This window comes from Streptomyces sp. H39-S7 (assembly GCF_027158205.1).
In the GTDB taxonomy this organism is placed as follows: domain Bacteria; phylum Actinomycetota; class Actinomycetes; order Streptomycetales; family Streptomycetaceae; genus Actinacidiphila.
The window spans coordinates 71,728-93,143 of record NZ_JAPVLU010000030.1 but is presented as its reverse complement, the minus strand read 5'-3'; the positions used below and the strand labels follow the sequence as shown (position 1 = coordinate 93,143).

Annotated in this window: 14 protein-coding genes; 6 read left to right on the top strand and 8 right to left on the bottom strand. The window is 75.1% G+C overall.

From position 1 onward, the window contains the following. Window positions 1-11: 11 nt before the first annotated feature. From O3X23_RS26950 to O3X23_RS26940, 3 genes are all read right to left on the bottom strand, one after another. Complete coding sequence (locus tag O3X23_RS26950; RefSeq protein ID WP_269274154.1) at window positions 12-4,724, bottom strand: hypothetical protein; 4,713 nt, start codon at window positions 4,722-4,724, stop codon at window positions 12-14. Between the two features lie 50 nt (window positions 4,725-4,774). Then, complete coding sequence (locus tag O3X23_RS26945; protein ID WP_269274183.1) at window positions 4,775-5,707, bottom strand: hypothetical protein; 933 nt, start codon at window positions 5,705-5,707, stop codon at window positions 4,775-4,777. Between the two features lie 127 nt (window positions 5,708-5,834). Then, window positions 5,835-7,376: a hypothetical protein gene (locus O3X23_RS26940; protein WP_443047983.1), complete on the bottom strand. Its 1,542-nt coding sequence runs from the start codon at window positions 7,374-7,376 to the stop codon at window positions 5,835-5,837. 71 nt (window positions 7,377-7,447) lie between these two features. On the opposite strand from O3X23_RS26940, the gene O3X23_RS26935 reads away from it, so the two are divergent. From O3X23_RS26935 to O3X23_RS26925, 3 genes are read left to right on the top strand one after another with little or no spacing between them, the layout of a single operon-like run. Then, window positions 7,448-8,221 carry a LamB/YcsF family protein gene (locus tag O3X23_RS26935; protein WP_269274152.1) on the top strand — a complete coding sequence of 258 codons (774 nt, stop codon included), beginning with the start codon at window positions 7,448-7,450 and terminating at the stop codon, window positions 8,219-8,221. Continuing rightward, window positions 8,218-8,835 carry a 5-oxoprolinase subunit B family protein gene (locus tag O3X23_RS26930; protein ID WP_269274151.1) on the top strand — a complete coding sequence of 206 codons (618 nt, stop codon included), beginning with the start codon at window positions 8,218-8,220 and terminating at the stop codon, window positions 8,833-8,835. Before O3X23_RS26935 ends, O3X23_RS26930 begins: the two co-directional genes overlap by 4 nt. Beyond that, window positions 8,832-9,722 carry a biotin-dependent carboxyltransferase family protein gene (locus O3X23_RS26925; RefSeq protein ID WP_269274150.1) on the top strand — a complete coding sequence of 297 codons (891 nt, stop codon included), beginning with the start codon at window positions 8,832-8,834 and terminating at the stop codon, window positions 9,720-9,722. The genes O3X23_RS26930 and O3X23_RS26925 overlap by 4 nt, the downstream gene beginning before the upstream one ends. A 125-nt stretch (window positions 9,723-9,847) precedes the next feature. Here the strand turns inward: O3X23_RS26925 and O3X23_RS26920 are convergent, their stop codons facing one another. The 3 genes from O3X23_RS26920 to O3X23_RS26910 all read right to left on the bottom strand — a co-directional run bounded on the left by O3X23_RS26920 (window position 9,848) and on the right by O3X23_RS26910 (window position 13,703). Beyond that, window positions 9,848-11,014: a glycosyltransferase gene (locus O3X23_RS26920; RefSeq protein WP_269274149.1), complete on the bottom strand. Its 1,167-nt coding sequence runs from the start codon at window positions 11,012-11,014 to the stop codon at window positions 9,848-9,850. Further along, complete coding sequence (locus O3X23_RS26915; RefSeq protein WP_269274148.1) at window positions 11,011-12,132, bottom strand: glycosyltransferase family 4 protein; 1,122 nt, start codon at window positions 12,130-12,132, stop codon at window positions 11,011-11,013. The genes O3X23_RS26920 and O3X23_RS26915 overlap by 4 nt, the downstream gene beginning before the upstream one ends. A 143-nt stretch (window positions 12,133-12,275) precedes the next feature. Then, a complete protein-coding gene (locus O3X23_RS26910) occupies window positions 12,276-13,703 on the bottom strand; it encodes a HEAT repeat domain-containing protein (RefSeq protein WP_269274147.1) in 1,428 nt (475 codons plus the stop codon). A 337-nt stretch (window positions 13,704-14,040) separates the two neighbouring features. On the opposite strand from O3X23_RS26910, the gene O3X23_RS26905 reads away from it, so the two are divergent. After that, window positions 14,041-15,516 carry a PP2C family protein-serine/threonine phosphatase gene (locus O3X23_RS26905; protein WP_269274146.1) on the top strand — a complete coding sequence of 492 codons (1,476 nt, stop codon included), beginning with the start codon at window positions 14,041-14,043 and terminating at the stop codon, window positions 15,514-15,516. Between the two features lie 54 nt (window positions 15,517-15,570). Here the strand turns inward: O3X23_RS26905 and O3X23_RS26900 are convergent, their stop codons facing one another. Then, window positions 15,571-17,043 carry a DNA-binding protein NsdB gene (locus O3X23_RS26900; RefSeq protein WP_269274145.1) on the bottom strand — a complete coding sequence of 491 codons (1,473 nt, stop codon included), beginning with the start codon at window positions 17,041-17,043 and terminating at the stop codon, window positions 15,571-15,573. A gap of 456 nt (window positions 17,044-17,499) precedes the next feature. On the opposite strand from O3X23_RS26900, the gene O3X23_RS26895 reads away from it, so the two are divergent. Beyond that, window positions 17,500-18,588, top strand: coding sequence for an aminoglycoside phosphotransferase family protein (locus O3X23_RS26895; RefSeq protein WP_269274144.1), 1,089 nt, complete (start codon window positions 17,500-17,502; stop codon window positions 18,586-18,588). A gap of 235 nt (window positions 18,589-18,823) precedes the next feature. Next, window positions 18,824-20,812, top strand: a complete 1,989-nt coding sequence (locus O3X23_RS26890) for an N-acetylmuramoyl-L-alanine amidase (protein WP_443047982.1) — start codon at window positions 18,824-18,826, stop codon at window positions 20,810-20,812. 75 nt (window positions 20,813-20,887) lie between these two features. Here O3X23_RS26890 and O3X23_RS26885 read toward each other — a convergent pair whose 3' ends face one another. After that, window positions 20,888-21,388: a hypothetical protein gene (locus O3X23_RS26885; protein WP_138353938.1), complete on the bottom strand. Its 501-nt coding sequence runs from the start codon at window positions 21,386-21,388 to the stop codon at window positions 20,888-20,890. Window positions 21,389-21,416: the final 28 nt, after the last annotated feature.

The window sequence follows — 21,416 nt, the reverse complement described above, 5'->3', positions numbered from 1 at the left end:
CGTGACCCCGCCTACGGCAGGGGCTGCCGTTCGGGTCGCGGCTCCTGCTGCGGGCGCGGCTCGGGCGGGCGGCGGAACATGCGGGTGGCCGTGATCTCCCCGTGCACCGTCTCGCTGCCGGTGTCCTGGACGGGCAGACCGGGCCGCAGGTGCTCCTCCACGGTGATGTACTTCAGCCCGGCGCGCAGGTCCGCGTCATTGCGCAACCGGACGACCAGCGGGAACTCGGCGAGCGCCGTGGTGTCGAACAGGCCGGTGGTGTAGATCAACTGGACGCCCAGCGCGTCGGCGACCGCGCGCTGCAGCTCCAGCAGGTACGTCGCGTTGGCCCGGCCGATGGGGTTGTCCAGGAAGAGCGTGCCGGCGTGCCGGTGCCGGTCGCGGCCCCGGTCGTTGCTGCGCAGCGCGGCCATCGTGCAGTACAGCGCGATGGCCGCGGTGAGCAGCTGCCCGCCGGAGAACACGTCGCCCATCTGACCCACCGGGACCCGCTCGGCGCGCAGCACGGCGTCCGGCTTGAGGATCTCCACCGAGATCCCCTTCGGCTGCAGGGCCGCCGCGACGCCGCGCAGCAGCAGGGACATGCCGTCCCGCCGCAGGTCGGAGTTCTTGCGGACCGCGGAGCTCGTCGCCTCGTCGATGACCTCGCCGAGGCGCTCGGTGAGCGCCGCGTGGTCCGGGTCCTCGAAGCGGATCCGCAGGAACTCCTGCCCGGACCAGTCGCCCAGCCCCTCGGGGAGGCGGGAGAGCCGCTGGGCGGAGCGCAGGGTGGCCAGCGACGACTCGACGAGGCCGCGCAGCCGGTCCACGATGCTGTCGCGGTTGCGCTCCAACTGCTCCATCTCGTCGGTCAGCACGCGCAGTCGCGGCGCGAACGCCACCGCCCAGGCCGCCGCGTGCTCGGGCAGTCCGGCCGCCGGCAGTTCACGGATCTGCTGCCGGGCCGGTGTCTTGACCTGCTCGAACCGGGCGGCGTTGGCGTGGCGGACCAGGATGTCGGACGCCTCGCGCAGTTGCGACTCGGCCGCCGAGAGGTCGGTGGCGCAGGCGCGCAGGCTCCGCCGGACCTCGGCGGAGACCGTACGGGCCTCCTCCAGGGTGCCGGCGTAGGGCTCGGGCTCCGCCTCGGCCTCCTCGTGGGCGGCCGGCCCGTCCCTGAGGAGATCGCGCAGCAGCGCCGCCAGTTCGTCGAAGCCGCCGGCCGCGTCCTCCGCGGCCCGGTGCGAGCGCACCAGGTCCGCGTGCGCGCCCCGGGCCTCGTCCAGCGCCTCGGTGCGCGCGGCGAGCTCACCGTTGGCACCGCGCAGCAGCTCCTGTGCGTGCCCGGCGTCGCGCGGCAGCAGTCCGGCCGGCAGGTCGGTGTGCGCCTCCCCTGCTGCGGGGGCGAGCCGCTCGGCCTCGCCGCGCAGCCGGCCCAGCTGCTCGCTGGCCGCCGAGGCGCGGGCCTCGATGGTCTGGACGAGCTGCTCGGCGCGGCCCGCCGCGGCCTGCCGGGAGGGGCCGTCGGCGCCGTCGGAACCTTCCAGCAGTTGGGCGGCGCGGCTGCGGACCTTGTTGCTCAGCCGGTCCAGTTCGGTGAGAGCCGAGCTCTCGGTGCTCTCCGCGCGGGCCTGTTCGGCGCGCAGGTCGGCGCCGACGCCGACCTGTTCGTACAGCTGCGAGGCCGCACGGTAGGCCTCGCGCAGCGCGGGCAGCGACTCGCCGGAGGGCCGCGCCGCGGCCCGCGCGGGCTCGTCGGGCGCGCCCGCGATCTCGGACCGCTCGGCGCGCAGCACACGGGCGGTGCGACGGGCGTCGTCGGCGCCGCGCTGGGCGGCCCTGCGGTCCTCGTCGGCCGCCTGGGCCAGCGCGAGACAGGCCTCGGCGCGGGCCTCGGCCTCGGACGCGTCCTCGGTCAGCTCCCGGGCCCTGCGCTGCCAGTTGGCCCGCTCGCGCAGCCGGTGGGCGAGACCGGCCAGCAGATCCGCGCGGCGCCGGGCCTGCTGCGCCGCGTCCTGGCGCGTGTCGCGCTCGCGGGCCGCCTCGGCGGACACCTCGTCCGCCTCGGCGCGCCGGGCGCGCACCTCCGCGAGTTCCGCGCGGGCCGCGGCAGCGGCCTCCACGGCCGTTTCCACCGCCGCGGCGAGCTGGCCCAGTTGACCCTGCGGGCAGCCGGAGCGCCAGGACGCGAGCCGCGCGGCCAGGGTCCGGTCGTGGCCGAGCCGCGCGGCCAGCGCGCGGATCTCGGCCTCCCGGGCACTCGCCCGGGCCCGCAGCTCCTGGCGTTCGCCGTCGGCCGCCAGCTCGTCGTGCATCGCCGGGTTCGGCGGGACGAGGAACACGTCCGACTCGGCGCCGCCCGAGGGCGTCGGGGCGAGCAGGGCCGCCGCGGTGCCCACCGCCACGGTCGAGCGCGGCAGCAGGGCCGCCTGCGCGAGGACCTCGCGGGCCCGGCGGTACGTCTCCGGGTCGGTGACGACGACGCCGTCCACCAGCTCGGGGCGCGCCGAGAGGACCGCGGTGTGGTCCGCCGGGTCCACGGCCTGCGCGAGGTAGCGCCAGCCGGGCAGCGCGGGGATGCCGTGCTCGCCCAGGTACTCGACGGTGGCCAGCACGTCCGGGCCCGGCGGCAGCAGGCCGCCGTCGCCGAGCGCCGCGAGGATCCGCGCGTCGTCGGCGGCCGTCGTCCGCAGGTCGAACAACTGCCGCTCGGACGCCGCGACGGTGCCGTCCAGCAGCTCGCGCAGCGGTTCCGCGAACGCGTCCAGCTCCATGGCGCCCAGCGGGCCGCCGCCGGGCCGGCGCGGCGCGGCGGGCACGCCCCCGGGCCGGGGCGGGGCGGCCGGGGAGGGCGCCGGGCCGCGGGGGCCGGGGATGGCGTCCCGGGTGACGGACTCGGCCGGCGGCAGGCTCAGGAGCTCGGACAGCCGCGGCTCGGCCGCGAGGGCCTCGGCGACGCGGAAGTCGGCGGAGTGGGCGGCCTCGGCGGCCGCCAGGGCGTCCGCGGCGCGGGCGGCGGCCAGCTCCACCCGGGACTCGGCCGCGGCGGCCTCACGGGCGTGCTCCGCCGCCTGACGGGCGGTCTCCCGGGCGGCCTCGGCGACCGCGGCGGCGGCGCGCTCGGCGTCGGAGGCCTCCAGGGCGGCGCGGGCCGGGTCGGCGTCCGGGGCGGAGTCGTCGAGCCAGCCGGCGTCGACCGCCTCGGCCGTCTCCTGCGCCACCTCGGCGAGCCGCTGGCCGAGGTGGCCGGCCTCGCTGCGGGCGCGCTGCGCTTCGGTGGCCGCGGCGGTGGCGTCCCGGTGGGCGGCCACGGACCGCTCCTGGAGCGCGGCGGAACGCTCCTCCTCGAGGTCTGCCTGCCGGTCGGCGCCGTCCGCCGCCGCGTGCAGGGCGCGGACCAGGTCACCGGCGGCCAGGGTGCGGGCTGCCAGCGCGGGAGCCGCGTCGCGCTCGGCCTCCTGGATGGCCGCGCTGACCCGGGCCAGCCGGTCGCCGGCGGCGCGGTGCCGCAGCACCGTCTCGGCCGCCTGCCAGGCGGAGTGCAGGGTGCGGGCCTCGTTCAGTTCGCGGCGCAGTCCCGCCGCGCCCTTGTCGGACGCGGCGAGCGCCAGCGAGGCGTGCCGGTAGGCGAGTTCCGCGGCCACCAGGGCGCTGCGGCCGCGGGCCCGCTCGGCGTCGGTGACGTCCTGCGCGGCCCGCTCGGTGTTCTGCGCGAGCTCCGCGCCGCGGCCGCGCTCCTCCCGGGCGCGCGCGGACAGCCGGCGCGCCAGGGCGCGGGTGCGGCGCTCGGACTGGGTGTGGATGCCGCGCGCCAGCTCGCGGGCGCCGGCGTGCTCGACGATCCGCTCCAGCAGCTCCAGCGAGCCGGCGGTGAAGTCGCGCTCCGCGGTCAGCTCGGCGCGGCGGCCGAGCTTGCCCGCGAAGCTGTGGACGAGGTCCGCGAGACCGTCGGTGTCCCGGGTGTCGGTGACGGCGCGCAGCAGCAGGTCGGCGAAGTCGGAGTCGTGCCGGACGGCGAAGAGGCCGGCGGCCTCGCCCTCGTCGGCGTTCATCTCCCGCTGGTAGCGGAAGAGCTCGGGGTCCAGGCCCAGCTCGCCCAGGTGCTCGTTCCACCGGTCGTGGATCTCCTCCCAGGCCACTTCCAGGTGCGGATAGAACTTGCCGGCCTCGGTAAGGGCGTCGCGGAAGCCCTTCATCGTGCGGCGGCGGCCCGTCGCGCCCGAGGCGCCCTCGGCGGGCGGCCGGACGGCGGTGGACTCGGCGACCGGGAGCGAGTCCAGGCTGAGCCCGGGGCCGGGGCGGAAGGAGTACCAGGCCTCGGCGAACTTGCGCGGGTCGGACGAGACCTGGCGGCCGCGCCACTCGCTGACCTTGCCGACGACCACCAGCTCGCCGGTGACGGTGTGCTGCCACTCCAGCGCCACATGGCCGCAGTCGTCGGCCAGCAGGAACTTGCGCAGCACGCCCGAACTGGCTCCGCCGAGGGTGTTGCGGTGACCGGGCAGCATCACCGAGAAGATCAGCTTGAGCAGGACGGACTTGCCGCCGCCGTTCTCCAGGAACAGGACGCCCGCGGGGGCGGGGCGGCGCAGCGGACCGGTCGGCTCGTCCTGGAAGAACTCGGCCTGGGCGGGGGCGGGCTGCGGTACGGGCGCGCCGACCCCCCGCAGGTCCAGGACGGTGTCTGCGTACCGGGCACCGGCGGGGCCGATGGAGTACAGGCGGAGCCGGGACAGCTCGTACATGGCGGCGGACTCTCGTTATCTGCGCGGACGGGCGCGCGGGTGGGGGCGGCTCAGGAGTGGCTGTGCAGGTCTTCCGGGCTGTGCCGGCTCTCGCGGCCGCGGCTCCGGTGGCTGCCGGTCTCGTGGCCGCCGCTCTCGTGGAAGGGCAGGCCGGCCTCGGCGACGAGGTCCAGCTCCCCCGTGTCGTCGGGCGGCAGCAGGGTCGCCGAACCGTCGCTCACCGGCACCACGCCCAGCTCCAGGAGTTCGGCCATGGCGGCGCTGCCCGCCATGTCCCGGACCTGCAGCTGGTACCGGGCGGTGGTGCGGAACGTGCCGCCCGCCTCGTCCCCGGTGCGCTGCAGGAAGCCGGAGTCGACGAGGAAGGCGACCGCCTTGCCGACGATGCCGGTGGTGGACCCGGACAGCCGCCGGGCGTCCTTGGTGGCGCCGGTGGAGCTGCGGCGCGTCCAGACCCGCCAGGCCGCTTCCAGGCCGGGCGCGTCGCTGGCCGGGTCGGTGTTCTCACCCTGCTCCGCGGCGCGCTCCTCCAGCCGGCGGCACGCCTGGCGGACGAACCCGTCGACGCCGTTGACGGTGATCCGGCCGATGTAGCCGTCGTCCGCGAGGTCCTCGGGGCGGGGGAACGCCATGGTGGCGGTGGCCAGGTGCGCCAGGCCGTGCAGGAAGCGGTCGGCGGCGTCGGAGGCGGCCCGCCGCGAGTACTCGCCCATCCGGACCGCGAACACCGAGTCCTCGGCGGCCGCCACGGCCATCCCGGCGCGCGGCGACACCTCCAGGACGATCAGGCCGAGCCCGGCGGCCACCGCGTCCGCGAGGCGGGCGAAGGCGGGCTCCTCGCGGTGTCTGCGGATCAGTTCCGCGTACTCCGCGTCCCGGGCGGGCAGCAGCTTGGGCTGCAGCCCGTAGGAGACCAGCCGGGCGGCGTCCGCCGCGTCGGCCGCGGTGACGGGCGACGGGGCGCCGGGGCGCACGGCCGGCACGGCATCGCCGTAGGCGGCCGGCTGCGCGGTCTCGGCGTCGCGGTACTCGGTCACGGGTGGATCTCCTCGGGGCGGACGGCGGATGGCGGCTCGGGGGCGCCGAGCGGTCTGGTGGGGGTGTCGGCCGTCATGCGATCTCCGAACGGGCCGCGGCCATACCGGCCGTGTCGAGCCGGGCGGTGCCGACGATCAGGTCGGCGCCGCCGAACTCGGGATCCGTCAGCTCCTCGCCGTCGTCGACGGAGAAGAGCAGCCGCGGCTCGCCCTGCCGGTAGGCGGTGCCGACCGGCGGGCTGGCGGCGTGCACCGCCAGCAGGGCCACGAGGTAGGGCAGTTCGGGGTCGCGGCGGCGGGCGTCGGCGAGCAGCCCGGACAGCCGGCGCGGCGCGTCGTCCGGCAGGTCCAGCAGTTCCAGCGCGCTCTCCAGCTGCTCCTCGCTGAAGCGGCTGTCGGCGGGGGTGGCCACCAGGTCCGGTTCCGGCATCGCCGCGCCCAGGTGCTCCCGTTCGATGGGCGGGGTGAGCAGGATGTCCACCAGGTCGCAGACCCGCACGGCGGGCGGGGTGCGCAGGCCCGCGCCGCGGGCGAAGAAGGCGTCGGTGACCCGGGAGGCCTGCTCGACGGGAAGCGGCAGGATGGGCGAGACCAGTTGCCCGTACAGGTCGAGTCCCGCACGGGCGGGCGCCGAGGCGAACGCCTGCCGGTCCTGCTCCGCGCGGAACAGCGGCCCGGCCTCCAGCAGCCGCGACTGCAGCTGGGTGTGGCGGCGGATGCAGTCCTTGACGATGTCGACGAGCTCGGCGGCCCGCCGCTTGTGCTCGGGGTCCTCCGCCTCGTCCCGCGCCTTGCGGATGTTGGTGAGGATCGCGTTCTCGTGCCGGTACCGGTCGGCGACGTGGTCGAGCGCTTCGGCGATCATGTCCGGGACGGCGCGCAGCCAGTCGACCGCCCGGACGTTGCGCCGGGTCGCCTCCAGGGCGCGGCGCAGCGTCTCCGCGTACTGCACGGTGCGGTAGCGGGCCTGCTCGGCGGCGAGCTGGGCGTCCGCCAGCCGCCCGCGGCTGATCAGCACCTCCAGCTTGACCTCGGCGGCGATCTGGGCGCTGGTGACGTCCGTGTCGAGCGCGCCGACCAGGACGTTGACCGCTTCGTCGGTGGCGCGCAGATACACACTGCCGCCGGGACCCGGGACCTCTTCGATCAGCTTGAAGTCGTAGTCGCGGCGGACGTACGCGCCGTCGGCGCCGAAGGTGCCGTAGACCGCGCGGAAGCCGCGGTCCACGCTGCCGACGTTGATCAGGTTCTCCAGGACCCAGCGGGCCACCCGCTCGTGCTCCTCGACGGGCCGGCGCGGTGCCTGGGCGGCGACCCGGGGCAGCAGCCTGGTCACTATCTGCTCCGGGTCGGCGCCGGTGTCGAAGTCCATGTGGAGGGTGACCATGTCGATGGCGGACAGCGCCACCTCCGCCATCGCGTACACCGAGTACTCGCCGGCCAGGTTCGCCTTGCGCACGTCCAGGTCGTGCAGCGGCGCGGTGCACGCGAGCGCCTTGAGGCGGCGGGCCAGGCCCTCGTCGGCGGCCGGGCCCGGAGCGGGGCGGGGCGCGCCCGTCGTCGGGTACGGGGTGGTTACGGTCACGACGCACACATTAGGCGGTGCCACCGACATCGAACGAAACGGCACGGATCACCCGCCCGGCCACAAGTCACCCGTAGCAGAGTCGTTCTCGATGCAGCACCATGGCGGGCATGGTCATCGATCTCAACGCGGATCTCGGCGAGGGCTTCGGACGGTGGACCCTCACCGACGACGACGCGCTGCTCTCCGTCGTCACCAGCGCCAATGTCGCGTGCGGCTTCCACGCGGGCGATCCGGTCACGATGCGGCGGGTCTGCGCGCTCGCGGCAGAGCGCGGCGTGCGGATCGGCGCGCAGGTCTCCTACCGGGACCTGGCCGGCTTCGGACGGCGCGCCATGGACGTGCCGCCCGAGGAGCTGGCCGCCGAAGTCGCCTACCAGATCGGCGCCCTGGACGTCTTCGCCCGGGCGGCCGGCTCCCGGGTCGCGTACGTCAAGCCGCACGGCGCGCTCTACAACCGGACGGTGGACGACGCGGCGCAGGCCGCCGCCGTGGTGGCGGGCGTCGTGCTGGCGGGAGGGCCGGACGGCGGTCTGCCGGTGCTGGGGCTGCCGGGATCCGAACTGCTGGCCGCGGCGGAGAAGGCCGGGCTGCCGGCGGTCGCCGAGGCGTTCGCCGACCGGGCCTACACCGAGCGCGGCACGCTCGTGCCGCGCGGCGAGGCGGGCGCGGTGCTCCAGGACGGCGACGCCGTCGTCGCGCAGGCCCTGGCGGTCGCCCGCGACGGGCAGGTCGTCGCGGGCGGCGGCCGGCGGATCGCCGCCGGCGCGCGGTCGCTGTGCCTGCACGGCGACACACCCGGCGCGGCCGACCTCGCACGGCGTGTGCGGCGCGAACTGCAGGACGCGGGCGTCGCGTTGCGGCCCTTCGCGTGAGGGCACTCCCGGTGGGGGAACGCGCGCTGCTCGTGGAGCTGGACGCGGACGGCGAGGTCGGAGCGTTCCACGCCGAACTGCTGCGCCGCCGCGCGGCCGGGACGCTGCCCCCGGTGTGCGAGATCGTCCCGGCCGCCCGGACGATCCTGCTGGACGGCCTGGACGACCCCCGCGCGCTGGCCGGGGAGATGTCCGCCTGGACCGTCCCGCCGCTCACGCCGGGAGCGGGAGCGGAGACGGAGATCGCGGTGCGCTACGACGGGCCCGATCTGGTGGAGGTCGCCGAACGGTGGGGCGTGCGGCCCGGGGAGGTCCCGGACATCGTCGGGGGCCTCGTCTTCCGGGTGGCGTTCTGCGGCTTCGCTCCCGGTTTCGGCTACTTGACCGGGCTCCCCCCGCACCGGCACCTCCCGCGCCGGGCCACCCCCCGTACCGCGGTGCCCGCCGGTTCGCTGGCGCTGGCGGGACCGTACGCGGGCGTCTACCCGCGCTCCTCGCCCGGCGGCTGGCAGCTGATCGGCACCACCGACGCCGTCCTGTGGGACCCGCGGCGGGAACCGGCGGCGCTGCTGACCCCCGGCACCCGGGTGCGCTTCGCGCGGGAGGCACGATGACGCGGGCCCTGGTGCGGGTGGTGCGGGCGGGCGCGCTGACGACCGTGCAGGACCTCGGGCGGCCGGGCCACGCCCATCTCGGGGTGCCGCGCTCCGGCGCGCTCGACCCGCCCGCGCACCGCCGGGCCAACCGGTTGGTCGGCAACCCGGACGGGGCCGCGACCCTGGAGACCACCGTCAACGGCTGCGCGGTGCGGGCGGACCGCGCCGTCGTCGCGGCCGTCACCGGCGCGCCGTGCGCCGTCCGGATCGACGGCGCCCCCGCCGCCTGGGGCGCCGCGGTCCGCGTGCCGGCCGGCGCCGTCCTGGAACTCGGCGCGGCCGAGGGCGGACTGCGCTGCTATCTGGCGCTCGCGGGCGGCATCGACGTCGAGCCGGTGCTCGGCAGCCGCTCCACGGACCTGCTCTCGGGGCTCGGCCCGGCGCCGCTCGCGGAGCACGACACGCTCCCGCTGGGTTCGGCCCCCGGCCGGTCCTCCGACGCCGACACGATGCCCTGGCCCGCTCCGCCGGCCGAACTCCTCCTGCCCGTCCTGCTCGGCCCGCGCGACGACTGGTTCGCCGAGGACGCGCCGCGGCTGCTGGCGGCCGGCGCGTACACCGTCTCCGCCGCCTCCAACCGCATCGGACTGCGCACCGAGGGCCCCGCGCTGCGGCGGGCGGTCGACGGCGAACTGCCCAGCGAGGGCATGGTGCTGGGCGCCGTCCAGGTGCCGCCCGACGGCCGCCCCGTCGTCTTCCTGGCCGACCACCCCGTCACCGGCGGCTATCCCGTCATCGGCGTGGTGCCCGAGCCGCGCCTCGCCGCGGCGGCGCAGGCCGTCCCGGGCACGCCCGTACGGTTCCTCCCGGTGCGGGGTTCCGGGTCGGCGCACGGGCGCCGATAACCGCGTCCGGCCGGAGTCGCCCGTCGCGTCACGCCCCGTGCGCGGGCGCGGGCGCGGGTTCGGCCGCCCGTGGTCGCGTCCGGGGCGGGGTGGCCCGGTTCACGACGCGCCCCGGGCGGTCGCCGTCATGGCGTGGCCGCTGCCGGGTGGACGTGCGGGGCCTCGTGAACGGCGAGAAAGGCGGCGACGGCGGCGGGCCAGCCGTACCGCTCGGCCTGGCGGCGGGCGGCGGCGCGGCGGGCGGACTCGGGGCGGGCGAGGAGATGCTGCACGGCGGCGGCGAACGCGGGACCGTCGGTGGCGCCGGCGCCCGCCGGGCCGATCAGGTCGGGGAGCGCGGACAGGGCGCTGGCGACGACGGGCGTGCCGCAGGCGAGCGCTTCCAGGGCGGCCAGCCCGAAGGTCTCGGCGGGACCCGGGGCGAGGACGATGTCGGCGCAGGCCTGCAGAGCGGCCAGTCGGCCGCGGTCGGCGACGTGGCCGAGGAAGGTCACCGGGAGTCCGGCGGCGCGGGCCCGCGCCTCCAGGCGGCCGCGCAGCGGGCCCTCCCCGGCCACGACGAGCGCCGCCGCGACGCCGCGCCGGCGGAGTTCCGCGAGGGCGTCCAGCGCGCGGCCGGGCCGCTTCTCGGCCGACAGCCGCGAGCACATCACGAGCAGCACCGCGGCGCCGCCCGCGTACCGCGCCCGGAGCGTGCCGTCGCGGAGCTCCGGGCGGAACCGTTCGAGGTCCACCCCGAGCGGGGCCCGTACGACGTTGCGCGCCCCGAGTCGTTCGAACTCGGCGGCCGCCCACGGGGTCGTGCACACGACCCGCGAGTAGGCCCAGGCGGTACGGCGGTTGAGCCGGTCGGCGGCGGACCGGGCGGCGCCGGACGGCATCCCCCAGGTGCGGAGTACGGCGTCGGCGCTCTCGTGGGAGACCATGACGGCCGGGATCCGGTTCCTGCGGGCCCACTCCCCCGTCCAGCGCAGCGTCGTGCGGTCCGAGACCTCCAGCCGGTCCGGTGCCAGCGCGTCGAGCAGCGTCTCGACCGGGGCCCGGCGGGCGAGCACCTGGTAGCCGCCGGTGCCGGGGACGAGGGTGCCGGGAAGGGTGATGACCCTCCCCTGGGTGGTGGTTTCCGCGCGGATGGCCGGGTGTCCGGGGGACATCGCCCCGGGGATGACGAGGACCGGCTCGTGGCCGGCCGCGAGATAGCCCTCGCCCAGGTGCCGCAGCGCGGTGCGCAGCCCTCCGGAGACGGGGGTGACGAAGTTCGCGAGGCGGACGATCCGCAGCGGCCGGCTCATGCCGCGACCGCTGTCCGGGCGCCGAGCACCTGCGCGTAGTGGTCCAGCAGTTGGTCACCGACCGCCTCCCAGGTCCGCGCGGCGACTTCGGCACGGCCGGCCGTCCCGTACCGCGCGCGCAGCGCCGGGGCGCGCTGCAGGAGCCGTACCGCGCCGCACAGCGCGTCGGCGTCACCGGGCGGCACCAGCAGGCCGGTGCGTCCGTGGGCGACGAGGTCGAGCGGACCGCCGGCCGCGGGAGCGATCACCGGCACCCCGCTCGCCATCGCCTCCTGGACGGTCTGGCAGAACGTCTCGAAGGGCCCGGTGTGCGCGAAGACGTCGAACGAGGCGAAGATCCGGGCCAGGTCGTGACCGGTCCGGGGACCGAGGAAGACCGCGCCCGGCAGCGCCGCCCGCAGTCCCGGGGCGCTGGGGCCGTCGCCGACGACGACCACCCGCACGCCGGGCAGCGCGCAGACCCCGGCGAGCAGGCCGACCTGCTTCTCCGGGGCGAGCCGGCCCACGTAGCCGACGATCAGCTCACTGCGCGGGGCGAGCGTGCGGCGCAGTTCGAGGTCGCGGTGCTCCGGCCGGAAGCGCACCGGGTCGACCCCGCGCGGCCACAGGTGCACCCGGGGGACGCCCTGCCGTTCCAGTTCCCGGACGGAGGCGGTGGACGGTGCAAGGGTGCGGGCGGCGGCCGCGTGCACGGCGCGGATGCGCCGCCAGGCGGCGGCCTCGCCGACGGGCAGGTAGGAGCGGGCGTAGCCCGCCAGGTCGGTCTGGTAGACGGCGACGGCCGGGACCCGCAGCCGCCCGGCGGCCGCCATGCCCCGCACCCCGAGGACGAACGGGCTGGCGAGGTGGACCAGGTCGGGGCGGTGCGCGGCGATGGCCGCGGCCGTCCGGCGGCCCGGAAGGGCCACGCGCACCTGGGGGTAGCCGGGCAGTGGCAGGGACGGGACGCGGATGACGGGGCAGGGGTCGTCGCCGGGTGGTGGGCCGTTCGGCACGGCCGGTGCGACGACCAGCGGCTCGTGCCCGCGCCTGGCGAGGTGTTCCGCGGTGCGCAGCGCGCAGTGCGCGACTCCGTTGAGGTCGGGCGGGAAGGACTCGGTGACGATCGCGACTCGCATACCCACGTTGTCGCCGCGCCGAGCGTTGTCAGGGCCACGTCGATCTGTACCGCCGTGGAACGCGTGATGACCCTTCGGGCGGCCGGACCGCCGAGGCCCCCGCCGGGTGGACGGGGGCCGTCGCGGACGAAGCCGGGGCGTATCTAGCGGGCGGGCTCTCCCGAGCTGAGGCGGCCGCGTACGGCGGTCTGCACCTCGGCCTCCTCGGCCGGATCGGCGGCCATCCGGCGCAACTGGGCCAGGACCCGTACGTCGCCGGTGGCGGCCTGGTGCGCGGCGAGTTCGCGCGTCGTCTCCTCGCAGTCCCACAGGCACTCCACCGCGAAGCCGGCGGCGAAGCCGGGGTCGGTGTCGGCCAGGGCCTGGGCGGCGAAGCCGCGCAGCTGGGAGGAGGACGTCTCGCGGTAGACGTGGCGCAGCACGGGTGCCGCGCGGCCGATGGTGAGCCGGCCGGCGCCCTCGATGAGGACGGCGAGGCCCTCGGCGTCGGCGCCGTCGCCCTGGACGAGTCGGCGCAGGCCGGCCAGCACCCGGCCGGCGTCCTCGTCGCCGCCGCGGCAGGCGAGCATGCGGGCGGCGGAGATGCCGAGCGCGTCCTCGCGCTCCGACCAGGAGCGGGCCCGGTCCATGGCGTCGGTGCTGCGCATCCGCTCGAAGGATTCGAGGGCGGCTCTGACGACGAGGTCGACGGGACCGGCGGCGGCGGCCTCGATGAGGTCGAGGGCCTGCGGGTCCTGCCGGTCCGCGAGGTGCCGCAGAGCGGCGGCGCGGGCGGCGGGCGGGCCGTCCTGGGCGGCGGCGACGAGCTCGGGGCGGTCCTCGGGCCCTGCGACTGCGGCCAGGCAGCGGGCCGCGGGCTGATCGCGGTCGACGGCCGGGTACTGGCCCAGGCCCTGGTCGGCCCATTCGAGGACGGCGCGGACGCTCCACCCGGGGGTCGGTCCCGTCGGGCGCAGCTGGCGCTGCCAGCGGCCGAACGACACCTCTTCCAGTGCTTTGCGGACCCGGGCGGCGGTCGCGGGGTGCCGGGAGTCCTCGGCCCACAACTGCCACGGCCTGGGCTCGTACGCCTCGCGCACGGCCGCGGCCAGCTCGGTATCGCCCGCGGCGGTCTCCGGGAAACGGGCGAGCAGGGTGGGCCCGAGGCCGCGCAGTCCCTGTTCGTCGTCGCGGACGGCCAGCTCGTCCAGGGCCCACTCCCAGTTGCCGCCCGTGGCCGCGTAGCGCCGCAGCAGGCGCAGGGCGTCACCGCGCCCGTAGCCGGCGAGGTGGCCGAGGACGGACAGCGCGAGACCGCAGCGGTGCTCGTCGGGCGCCAGGAGGTCGTCCGGATGGAAGAGGTGCTGTTCGATCCCGTCGAGCCCGGCTTCCAGTTCGGAGTACAGCCGCGCGTAATAGAGGGAGCGCGATTCCACCCGCCAGTCGAGGCGGGGGTCACGCAGGACGCACTGCTCCAGAGCGGCGAGGGCATCTGCCCGCTGCGCCGCCAGGGCATGCAGGGTCCCGTCTCCGCGTCCTCGCTGGAGGAGGCCGAGAAGGGTTCCACTGGGCGCTATGTCTGGGTCGAACATGAGGTCAGCATCCGGTGCGGGGGGTTCCAAGGCAACGGGATTTCCGCTGCGGGTGCCCGGCATCCTTACCGGCCACCGGGCGTTTCAAGCCTGGCGGGGGACGGGAATGTGTGGGGCCGGGGCGGGCCGCAGCCTACCGAGGTTTCGCCGCCCGTGTCGCTCCGGGCCGCCAGACGTTCCGGAAGGCTATTGGCATATGCCGCAAGCACCACCGGATCGGGTATTGCCGAAACCCTTACGGGTCATCACGCCGTGTGCCACAGTCGTTACCGGCCCTTCCGTCCGTCCTGGCCGCTCGGACCGGTATCCGGTATCGGAGTCACTCTCGGAGAGCGTCATGCCGTCTCACCTGCACGCGGATCACTCCGCCGCACCGTCGACTGACCCCGGCACGGTGGACGCGCTCATCTCCCAGGCCCGCCGGCTGCGCAGCGAGGTCGACGCGGTCCGCCGCGAGGCGGCCGCCCCGGACGGCGACCCCCAGGTCCGCTGGGAGCGCGCCCTGTGCGATCTCGCGGTGCACCAGCTCGACGATCTGGGCGAGCATCTGGGACAGCTCCGCGAGGGTCTGGCGGACGACCTCGACACCGCTGGCCCCTTCGTCCCGCGCGACTTCGCCGGATCGTACGTTCCGTCCGAGCCCGTGCCGGACCGTGTCCCGAATCACGCTCCCGGCCGGGCCGGCAGCGCCGAATGGGACCTGCTGACGGACAAGGCCCAATGGTCCGACGAGCTGTACCGCATCTTCGGCCGCGACCCGGCCGACGGCCCGCTGACGCTGGACGAGCTGCCCTCCTGGCTCGTCGAGGAGGACCAGCAGACCCTCACCTCGATGGTGACCGGCTGCCTGGTCGACGGCCGGCCCATCGACGGCGAGTTCCGCATCGTGCGCTCCGACGGTTCCACCCGGACCCTGCACATGGTGGGCGAGCCCGTGCTCGACGCTGACGGCGGCACCGCTTCGATGTGGGCCGTACTGCGGGACGTCAGCGCACTGCGCCGCAGCCAGCTGACGCTGAGAGAGACCCGTGACTCTCTCCAGCGCCAGCGGCAGCTCGCGCGGTCGGAGCACCGGCTGGCGGTTGAACTGCAGGAAGCCGTGCTCCCGCCGTGGCGCGGCTCCCTGCGGTTCCCGCAGGGCGGCGGTCCGGCCACCGTGGACCTCGCCGCCCACTACCTCCCTTCCGGTACCAGCGCCCTGATCGGCGGCGACTGGTACGACGCACTGCAGCTCTCCGACGGCGCGACACTGCTGACCGTCGGCGATCTCACCGGACACGGCGTGAACGCCACCTCCGGCATGGCGATGATGCTCGGCGCGCTGCGCGGCATGGCGGTCGCCGGGCTGGAGCCCGGACCGTTGCTGGGCAGGCTGAACCACCTGCTGGACACCTCGGCCCAGCCCACCCTCGGCAGCGCGCTGTGCTGCCGCTACAACCCCGCCGACAGCATCCTGAGCTGGGCCCAGGCCGGCCATCCCGCCCCGCTGCTCTTCCGGGACGGGACAGGACGCGCCCTGGACCCACCCGAGGGAGTGCTCCTCGGGGCGACCTCCGACGCGCGGTACACCCAGGCCGCCGAGCCCCTCAACCCTGGCGACCTGCTGGTACTGCACACCGACGGACTCGTGCCCCGCCGGACGTCGTTCCCGGCCGCGACGGAGCCCACGGACGGCGCGCGACGGCTGCTCGCGATGGCACCGCTGTTCGCCCGGGCCCGCACCGCACAGGACTGCGTACGGCTGGTCGTCGAGGAGTTCGGTGCCCCCGAGCGCGAGGACGATGCCTGCGTGCTCGTCGCGAGGATCGTCTAGACCCGGTCGGCGTCGACCTGCCGGGCCCGTGGCAGAAGGAACCTGTAGGTGTCGTCAGATCTGGCGGCTGCCCCTGTTCTTCGGAAGCGGAGGCATCACCGCCTCCAACTCCGTTCTCAGGTCCTGGATCGTCGTGTAGTCCGCGTACCGCGCGGTGAGCCGGTACATCTCCCGCAGCCGGTCCCAGGTCCGGTGCGAGGACGTACTGCCGATCGTCAGCAGCGCCATCCGCGCGTAACGGTCGGCCTGTTCCGGGTCGTTGCCGAGGAAGCAGGCCGACGCCAGCGAGATGTAGTCGAAGATCTTCGACCGGTCCCGGCCCGTCACCCGCAGCTCCAGCGCGTGCTTGGCGTGCATCTGCGCCTGGGCCGCGGCGGACGGGTCGTGCTCGGCCAGCGTGCGGTACGCCAGCGCCTGCATCCCGTGCAGGTCCGCCTCGTCGAACATCTGCATCCAACTCGGCGGCGGCACGTCGCCCTTGTCCGAGGAGAACAGGTCCTCGGCCTCCCCCAGCGTCCGCCGCATCGCCTGGCCGCGCCCCATCGACGCCTGGGCCCACGCCTCGATGGTCTGCAGCATGGCGCGGGTGCGCGGCAGGGCCTGCTCGCCCGAACCCGACTTCGCCAGCTTCATCAGGTCGAGCGCGTCGTCCGGCCGGCCGATGTGGACCATCTGCCGGGCCGCCCGGGACAGTGCCTCGCCGGCCCGCGGCCGGTCTCCTCCCTCCCGCGCCGCGTGCGCGGCGATCACGAAGTACTTCTGCGCCGTGGGCTCCAGGCCCACGTCGTGCGACATCCACCCCGCGAGCACCGCCAGATTGGCGGCCACGCCCCACAGCCTGCGCTGCAGATGGTCCTGGTGGTGGTAGGCGAGCATGCCGCCCACCTCGTTGAGCTGACCGACCACAGCCTTGCGCTGCAGCCCGCCGCCGCGGGCCGCGTCCCAGGCACGGAACACCTCGACCGAGCGCTCGAGAGCCTCGATCTCCTGGGAACCGACCGGAGCCGCCTCGTACCGGTCGTACGCTGCGGGTTCGGCGTGGAGTGGATCATTGATGACCGGTGCGTCGGCCACCAGGGCCGGGTCGGTGTGCAGCCAGTCGTACATGGCGCTGCTGAGTGCTGAGCCAGCGGTGAGCGCTGCGCCCGCGCCCACCAGACCGCGTCGGTTGAGCATGAGGTCCATTCCCGTGAATTCGGTGAGGACCGCGGCTGTTCTCTCCGGTGGCCACGGCAGACCGTCTCCGGTCTGCTTCTTCCCCGCGCGCCGGTGCCGGTCGAACCCGAGATCCTCGATGGTCACGACACGGCCGAGCCGCTCGGTGAACAGAGCCGCCAGTACCTTCGGAACGGGTTCGCGCGGCGACTCACCGGTCTCGATCCAACGGCGCACCCGCGAGGTGTCGGTCGCCAGCTGCGGATGGCCCATGGCCGCCGCCTGCCGGTTGACCAACCGTGCGAGTTCGCCCTTGGACCAGCCGGTGAGGCCGAACAGGTCCGCAAGTCGGGTGTTGGCTTCTTTGCTCACGTCAAGCCCCCAGGTTCCTCGGCACCGTTGACACTAATCGCCCGACAAAGGCCCCGCGAGTATTCGCCACGCTTCGCCAGGGTGCGCCAGATGGTCTGCCACCCGCGCCAGGGTGTGATGTAGGAAAGCGCCAACCCGGCCCGGCATCAGCCGGCTCCCGGAAGGTCGTTCGAGTCGTCCGTGAGTCGCGCAGAAGCGCTCCCGCCGAGGGGAACGGCCGCCCCAGGGAGGGGCGTACGGCGCGTGGACGGAACGGGCCACCGGATCGAACCCGCATTCCCCAGGGTGCGGGTCCGGACGCCGACCAGGTTCCGTACCGTCCACGCGCCGGCCACGCCACCGACCACAACGTCGCGACTCCGCGACGCGGCAACCGCCGACGGCCTGACCGCATCGACGAAGTACCGCACCACTGTCATGAGCTCGCAGGCACACGAAGGGATCTGTTTCCCCCTCATGTATTCAGCATCGTCCTCCGTGTCCGCTCCGCCCCGGTTGTCGCTCCCCGCTGGTACGGACTCCTCCATGCGCTCCCGTCCGCCGCTCACCGCCGCTCGGCGGGGCCTCCCGACGGGTACCTCCCATCCGCTCAGCGGGAGACTCGACTTGACCGGCCCCCAGGGCGCACAGCTGCGGACCGCCATCACCGCGGTCCAGCGGATATGCCCCGAGTTCAGCCCCGTCCAGATGCTGCGCCGCAGCGGGCGCACCGCCCTGCTCGTCGGTACGTCGGGACGCAGTCCCGCGGTCGCCAAGTGCCTGCTGGACCAGTCCCCCGCGTGGGTCGAGCGGTTCCAGCACGAAATAGCGGCCTACCGGGCGTTCGTCCGCCACCGGCCACCGGCCCGGGTCCCGCGGCTGATCGCCGCGGACCCGGAGAGCTGCGTGCTGGTCCTGGAGCGCATGCCCGGACGCGTTGTGTCGGCGCACCGCCATCCGACCGAGACCTTCCCCCGGTCCGATGTCCGTGCGGTCATCGGCGCCTTCAGCCGGGTCAACCTGTGGCGGCCGCCGGCCGGTGTGTTCGACGCGCCGATCGACTACCCGGCTCGGATCTCGCGCTACCACGAGCTGGGGCTGCTCACCGACCGGGACATGGGTGACCTGCAGAAGCTCCTGCACGGGCTCGCCCATGTGCAGGGCCAGTTCTGTCACGGCGACGCCATGCTCTCCAACGTGCTGCTCTCCCCGGCCGGCCCGGCGCTGGTCGACTGGGAGCACGCCGGCTGGTACCTCCCGGGGTACGACCTCGCGGTGCTGTGGTCCGTGCTCGGCAACGACCCGGTGGCGCGCCGCCAGATCAGCCAGCTCGCCCAGAACCAGGGCCCGGCCTCCCGGGACGCCTTCCTGGTCAACCTGATGCTCGTCCTGACCCGGGAGATCCGCACGTACGAGACCGCCGTGCAGCGCACCATGCGCAGCACGACCCCGCCCACGCAGACCATGGCCGGAGCGGGCGAGGAGCAGCGGCTGCTGCTGCGCCGGCTGCACGACGACTGCGGCCTGGCCCGGCGGGCGGTGCGTGCCGCCGTCGGCACGCGCTGAGCCCGCGGGCATCCGTCCCGCCCCCGCTTCACGCGGGTTCTCACCGCCGCCGCCCACCACGTCACCGGTCCAGACCACTGACGCGGGGCAGGCCAGCGCGCCCGTGCCGGGGAAACCCCCGGCACGGGCTTTTGACGTGCGCAAACAGCTCCCGTTCAGGCCCTGTTGACGGATCGTCCGGAAGCCGATACCTCTGTGGAGCCGTACGCCCCAGCACCGCTTCAAGGAGGCCGCTTTGCGAGAGTCCGCCGCCCGACCAGCGAGACACCGACGGAGCACCCTGCGTACGGTGACCGCCGCGGCGGCCGCCGCGGCGCTGCTGCCCGTGCTCTCCACGGCCGCATCCGCGAACGCCGCCCCGCCCGCCACCACCTCGCTGCAGCAGGCGTTCAGCGACGCGGCCCAGCGCTACCGGGTGCCGGCGAGTGTCCTGCTGGGCGTGTCCTACCTGGAGTCACGCTGGGACACCCACCAGGGGCTGCCCAGCGTCACCGCGGGATACGGCCCGATGCACCTCACGGACGCCCGAACGGCGCTCGCCGCCTTCCCGCGCGGGGGCGACGGCGGGAACGATCCCCGCGGTGACGACTCCCGGCCGCTGACCACTACCGCGCACGCCGTTCCCGACGCCGACCTGTCGAAGCTGCCCGCCACCCTGACCACGCTGGAGCGGGCCGCCGGGCTGACCGGGCTGCCGTCCCAGGAGCTGCGCCAGGACGCGGCGGCCAACGTCGCCGGCGGCGCGGCGCTGATCGCTGACACCCAGAAGTCCCTGGGGCAGCCGCTGAGTTCCGACCCCGCGGACTGGTACGGCGCCGTCGCGCGCTTCTCCGGCGCCGACGACTCGGCCACCGCCGCCGCGTTCGCCGATGACGTCTACGACGTGCTGCGGCAGGGCCAGACCCGCACGACCGACGACGGGCAGAACGTCATCCTGGCGGCGGCTCCCGGGCTCGTCCCGGCCGCCGCGCGGACGGCGGCCCTGGGGCTGAAGCACCTGGACGACAGCGGGACGGAGTGCCCGCGCACGGTGGGCTGCGAGTGGCTGCCCGCGCCCTACCAGGAGACGGCTCCCGGGGACTACGGCAACCACGACCTCGCCGACCGGCCCGCCACCCAGAAGATCGACACCATCGTCATCCACGACACCGAGGGCAGCTGGGACACCGCGCTGAAACTGGTGCAGGACCCGACGTACCTGGCCTGGCACTACACGGTGCGCTCGGCGGACGGCCACATCGCCCAGCACCTCAACACCAAGGACGTCGGCTGGCACGCGGGCAACTGGTACATCAACGCCAAGTCGATCGGCATCGAGCACGAGGGCTTCCTCACCGAGCCGGGCACCTGGTACACGGAGTCGATGTACCGCACGTCCGCGCGGCTGGTCGCCCACCTGGCGAAGAAGTACGGCATCCCGCTCAACCGCCAGCACATCCTGGGCCACGACAACGTGCCGGGACCGACCGGCGCGTACATCGGCGGGATGCACACCGACCCCGGGCCGTACTGGGACTGGGCGCACTACTTCCAGCTGATGGGCGCACCGCTGCACGCCACGGCGGGCCCGGCCGGCGGTCTCGTCACCATCCGGCCGGACTACGACAGGAACCGGCCGCTGTACACCGGCTGTGTCACGGCGGGCGACACCTGCCCGTCCCTCGGCTCCGAGGCGGTGCGGCTGCACACCGCGCCGAGCGAGGACGCGCCGCTGGTGAAGGACATCGGCCTGCATCCCACGGGTGACTCCACCACGGGCGTCAACGACGTCGGGGCCCGCGCCTCGACCGGTCAGCAGTACGCCGTCGCCGAGCGCCAGGGCGACTGGACCGCGGTCTGGTACCTCGGGCAGAAGGCCTGGTTCAGCAACCCGCGGTCGCAGCCGACCGCCGTCAACGCCTGGGGCTTCACCGTCACCCCGAAGGCGGGTCTGGCCGACATCCCGGTCTACGGGCGCGCCTATCCCGAGGCCGCGGCGTTCCCGGCGGGCGTTCCCGTCCAGGCGATCGTGCCACTGCCCTACAAGCTCCTGGCGGGCCAGGAGTACGCGATCGGCAACCGGGTCCAGGGCGAGTACTACTACTCGACGACCTTCGACCCGGCCTCGCACCAGGTCGTGCGCGGCAAGCAGGTCTACTACGAGATCCAGTTCGGCCACCGGGTGGAGTACGTGAAGGCGGAGGACGTCACCGTCCTGCCGTCCCAGGTGGGCGCCCCGCGCTGAGCGGTACTCCCACGGGACGTGCGAGGGGCGCCGCCGGATCCCGGCGGCGCCCCTTCGCGTGCTGTGTGCGTGCCGTCAGCCCTGCTGGAACATCTCCGCGGGCAGCGGCTTCAGCAGCTGGTACAGGTCGTCGGTGATGGGGCGGTCCCAGGTGGCGATGGTGACCTGGACGCCGTCGCTGCGGTCGAACTGCGCGCAGGCGATCCGCGCTTCCGAGACCTTGATCCGGCGGACGATGAGCAGGCCGTCGCCGTGCATCGCGGGGGTGTCCTCGGTGCTGACGACCTCCACCGGCTCCTCGTTGCCGAGGGCCACCATCAGCTGCGCCACCTCGAAGGGGACCTGGCCGTCCTCCAGCTCACGTGCCGGGGAGCCCTCGGGGAGATTGCCGATCAGCATGGCGGGACCGCGGCCGCCGAAGAGGTCGTAGCGCAGGAAGATGCCCTGGCAACTGCCGTCGGGACCGGGCAGCAGCCCGGCGCCGAGAATGCCGGGCCAGTCCCCCGGGTCCATGGCCAGGACATCGAAGTCCGGCCCGGTGGGCGTGGCTGCGGTGCGGCGGCGGAGGAACGACATACGGCCATCGTACGTGGCCCGCGGCCCC

Excerpts from the sequence above, each read along its gene's own strand:
- O3X23_RS26950 (WP_269274154.1), bottom strand. The coding sequence starts at position 4,724 with ATGTACGAGCTGTCCCGGCTCCGCCTGTACTCCATCGGCCCCGCCGGT.
- O3X23_RS26885 (WP_138353938.1), bottom strand. The coding sequence starts at position 21,388 with ATGTCGTTCCTCCGCCGCCGCACCGCAGCCACGCCCACCGGGCCGGAC.
- O3X23_RS26920 (WP_269274149.1), bottom strand. The coding sequence starts at position 11,014 with ATGAGCCGGCCGCTGCGGATCGTCCGCCTCGCGAACTTCGTCACCCCC.
- O3X23_RS26935 (WP_269274152.1), top strand. The coding sequence starts at position 7,448 with ATGGCGGGCATGGTCATCGATCTCAACGCGGATCTCGGCGAGGGCTTC.
- O3X23_RS26915 (WP_269274148.1), bottom strand. The coding sequence starts at position 12,132 with ATGCGAGTCGCGATCGTCACCGAGTCCTTCCCGCCCGACCTCAACGGA.
- O3X23_RS26910 (WP_269274147.1), bottom strand. The coding sequence starts at position 13,703 with ATGTTCGACCCAGACATAGCGCCCAGTGGAACCCTTCTCGGCCTCCTC.
- O3X23_RS26895 (WP_269274144.1), top strand. The coding sequence starts at position 17,500 with ATGTATTCAGCATCGTCCTCCGTGTCCGCTCCGCCCCGGTTGTCGCTC.
- O3X23_RS26905 (WP_269274146.1), top strand. The coding sequence starts at position 14,041 with ATGCCGTCTCACCTGCACGCGGATCACTCCGCCGCACCGTCGACTGAC.
- O3X23_RS26925 (WP_269274150.1), top strand. The coding sequence starts at position 8,832 with ATGACGCGGGCCCTGGTGCGGGTGGTGCGGGCGGGCGCGCTGACGACC.
- O3X23_RS26940 (WP_443047983.1), bottom strand. The coding sequence starts at position 7,376 with ATGTCGGTGGCACCGCCTAATGTGTGCGTCGTGACCGTAACCACCCCG.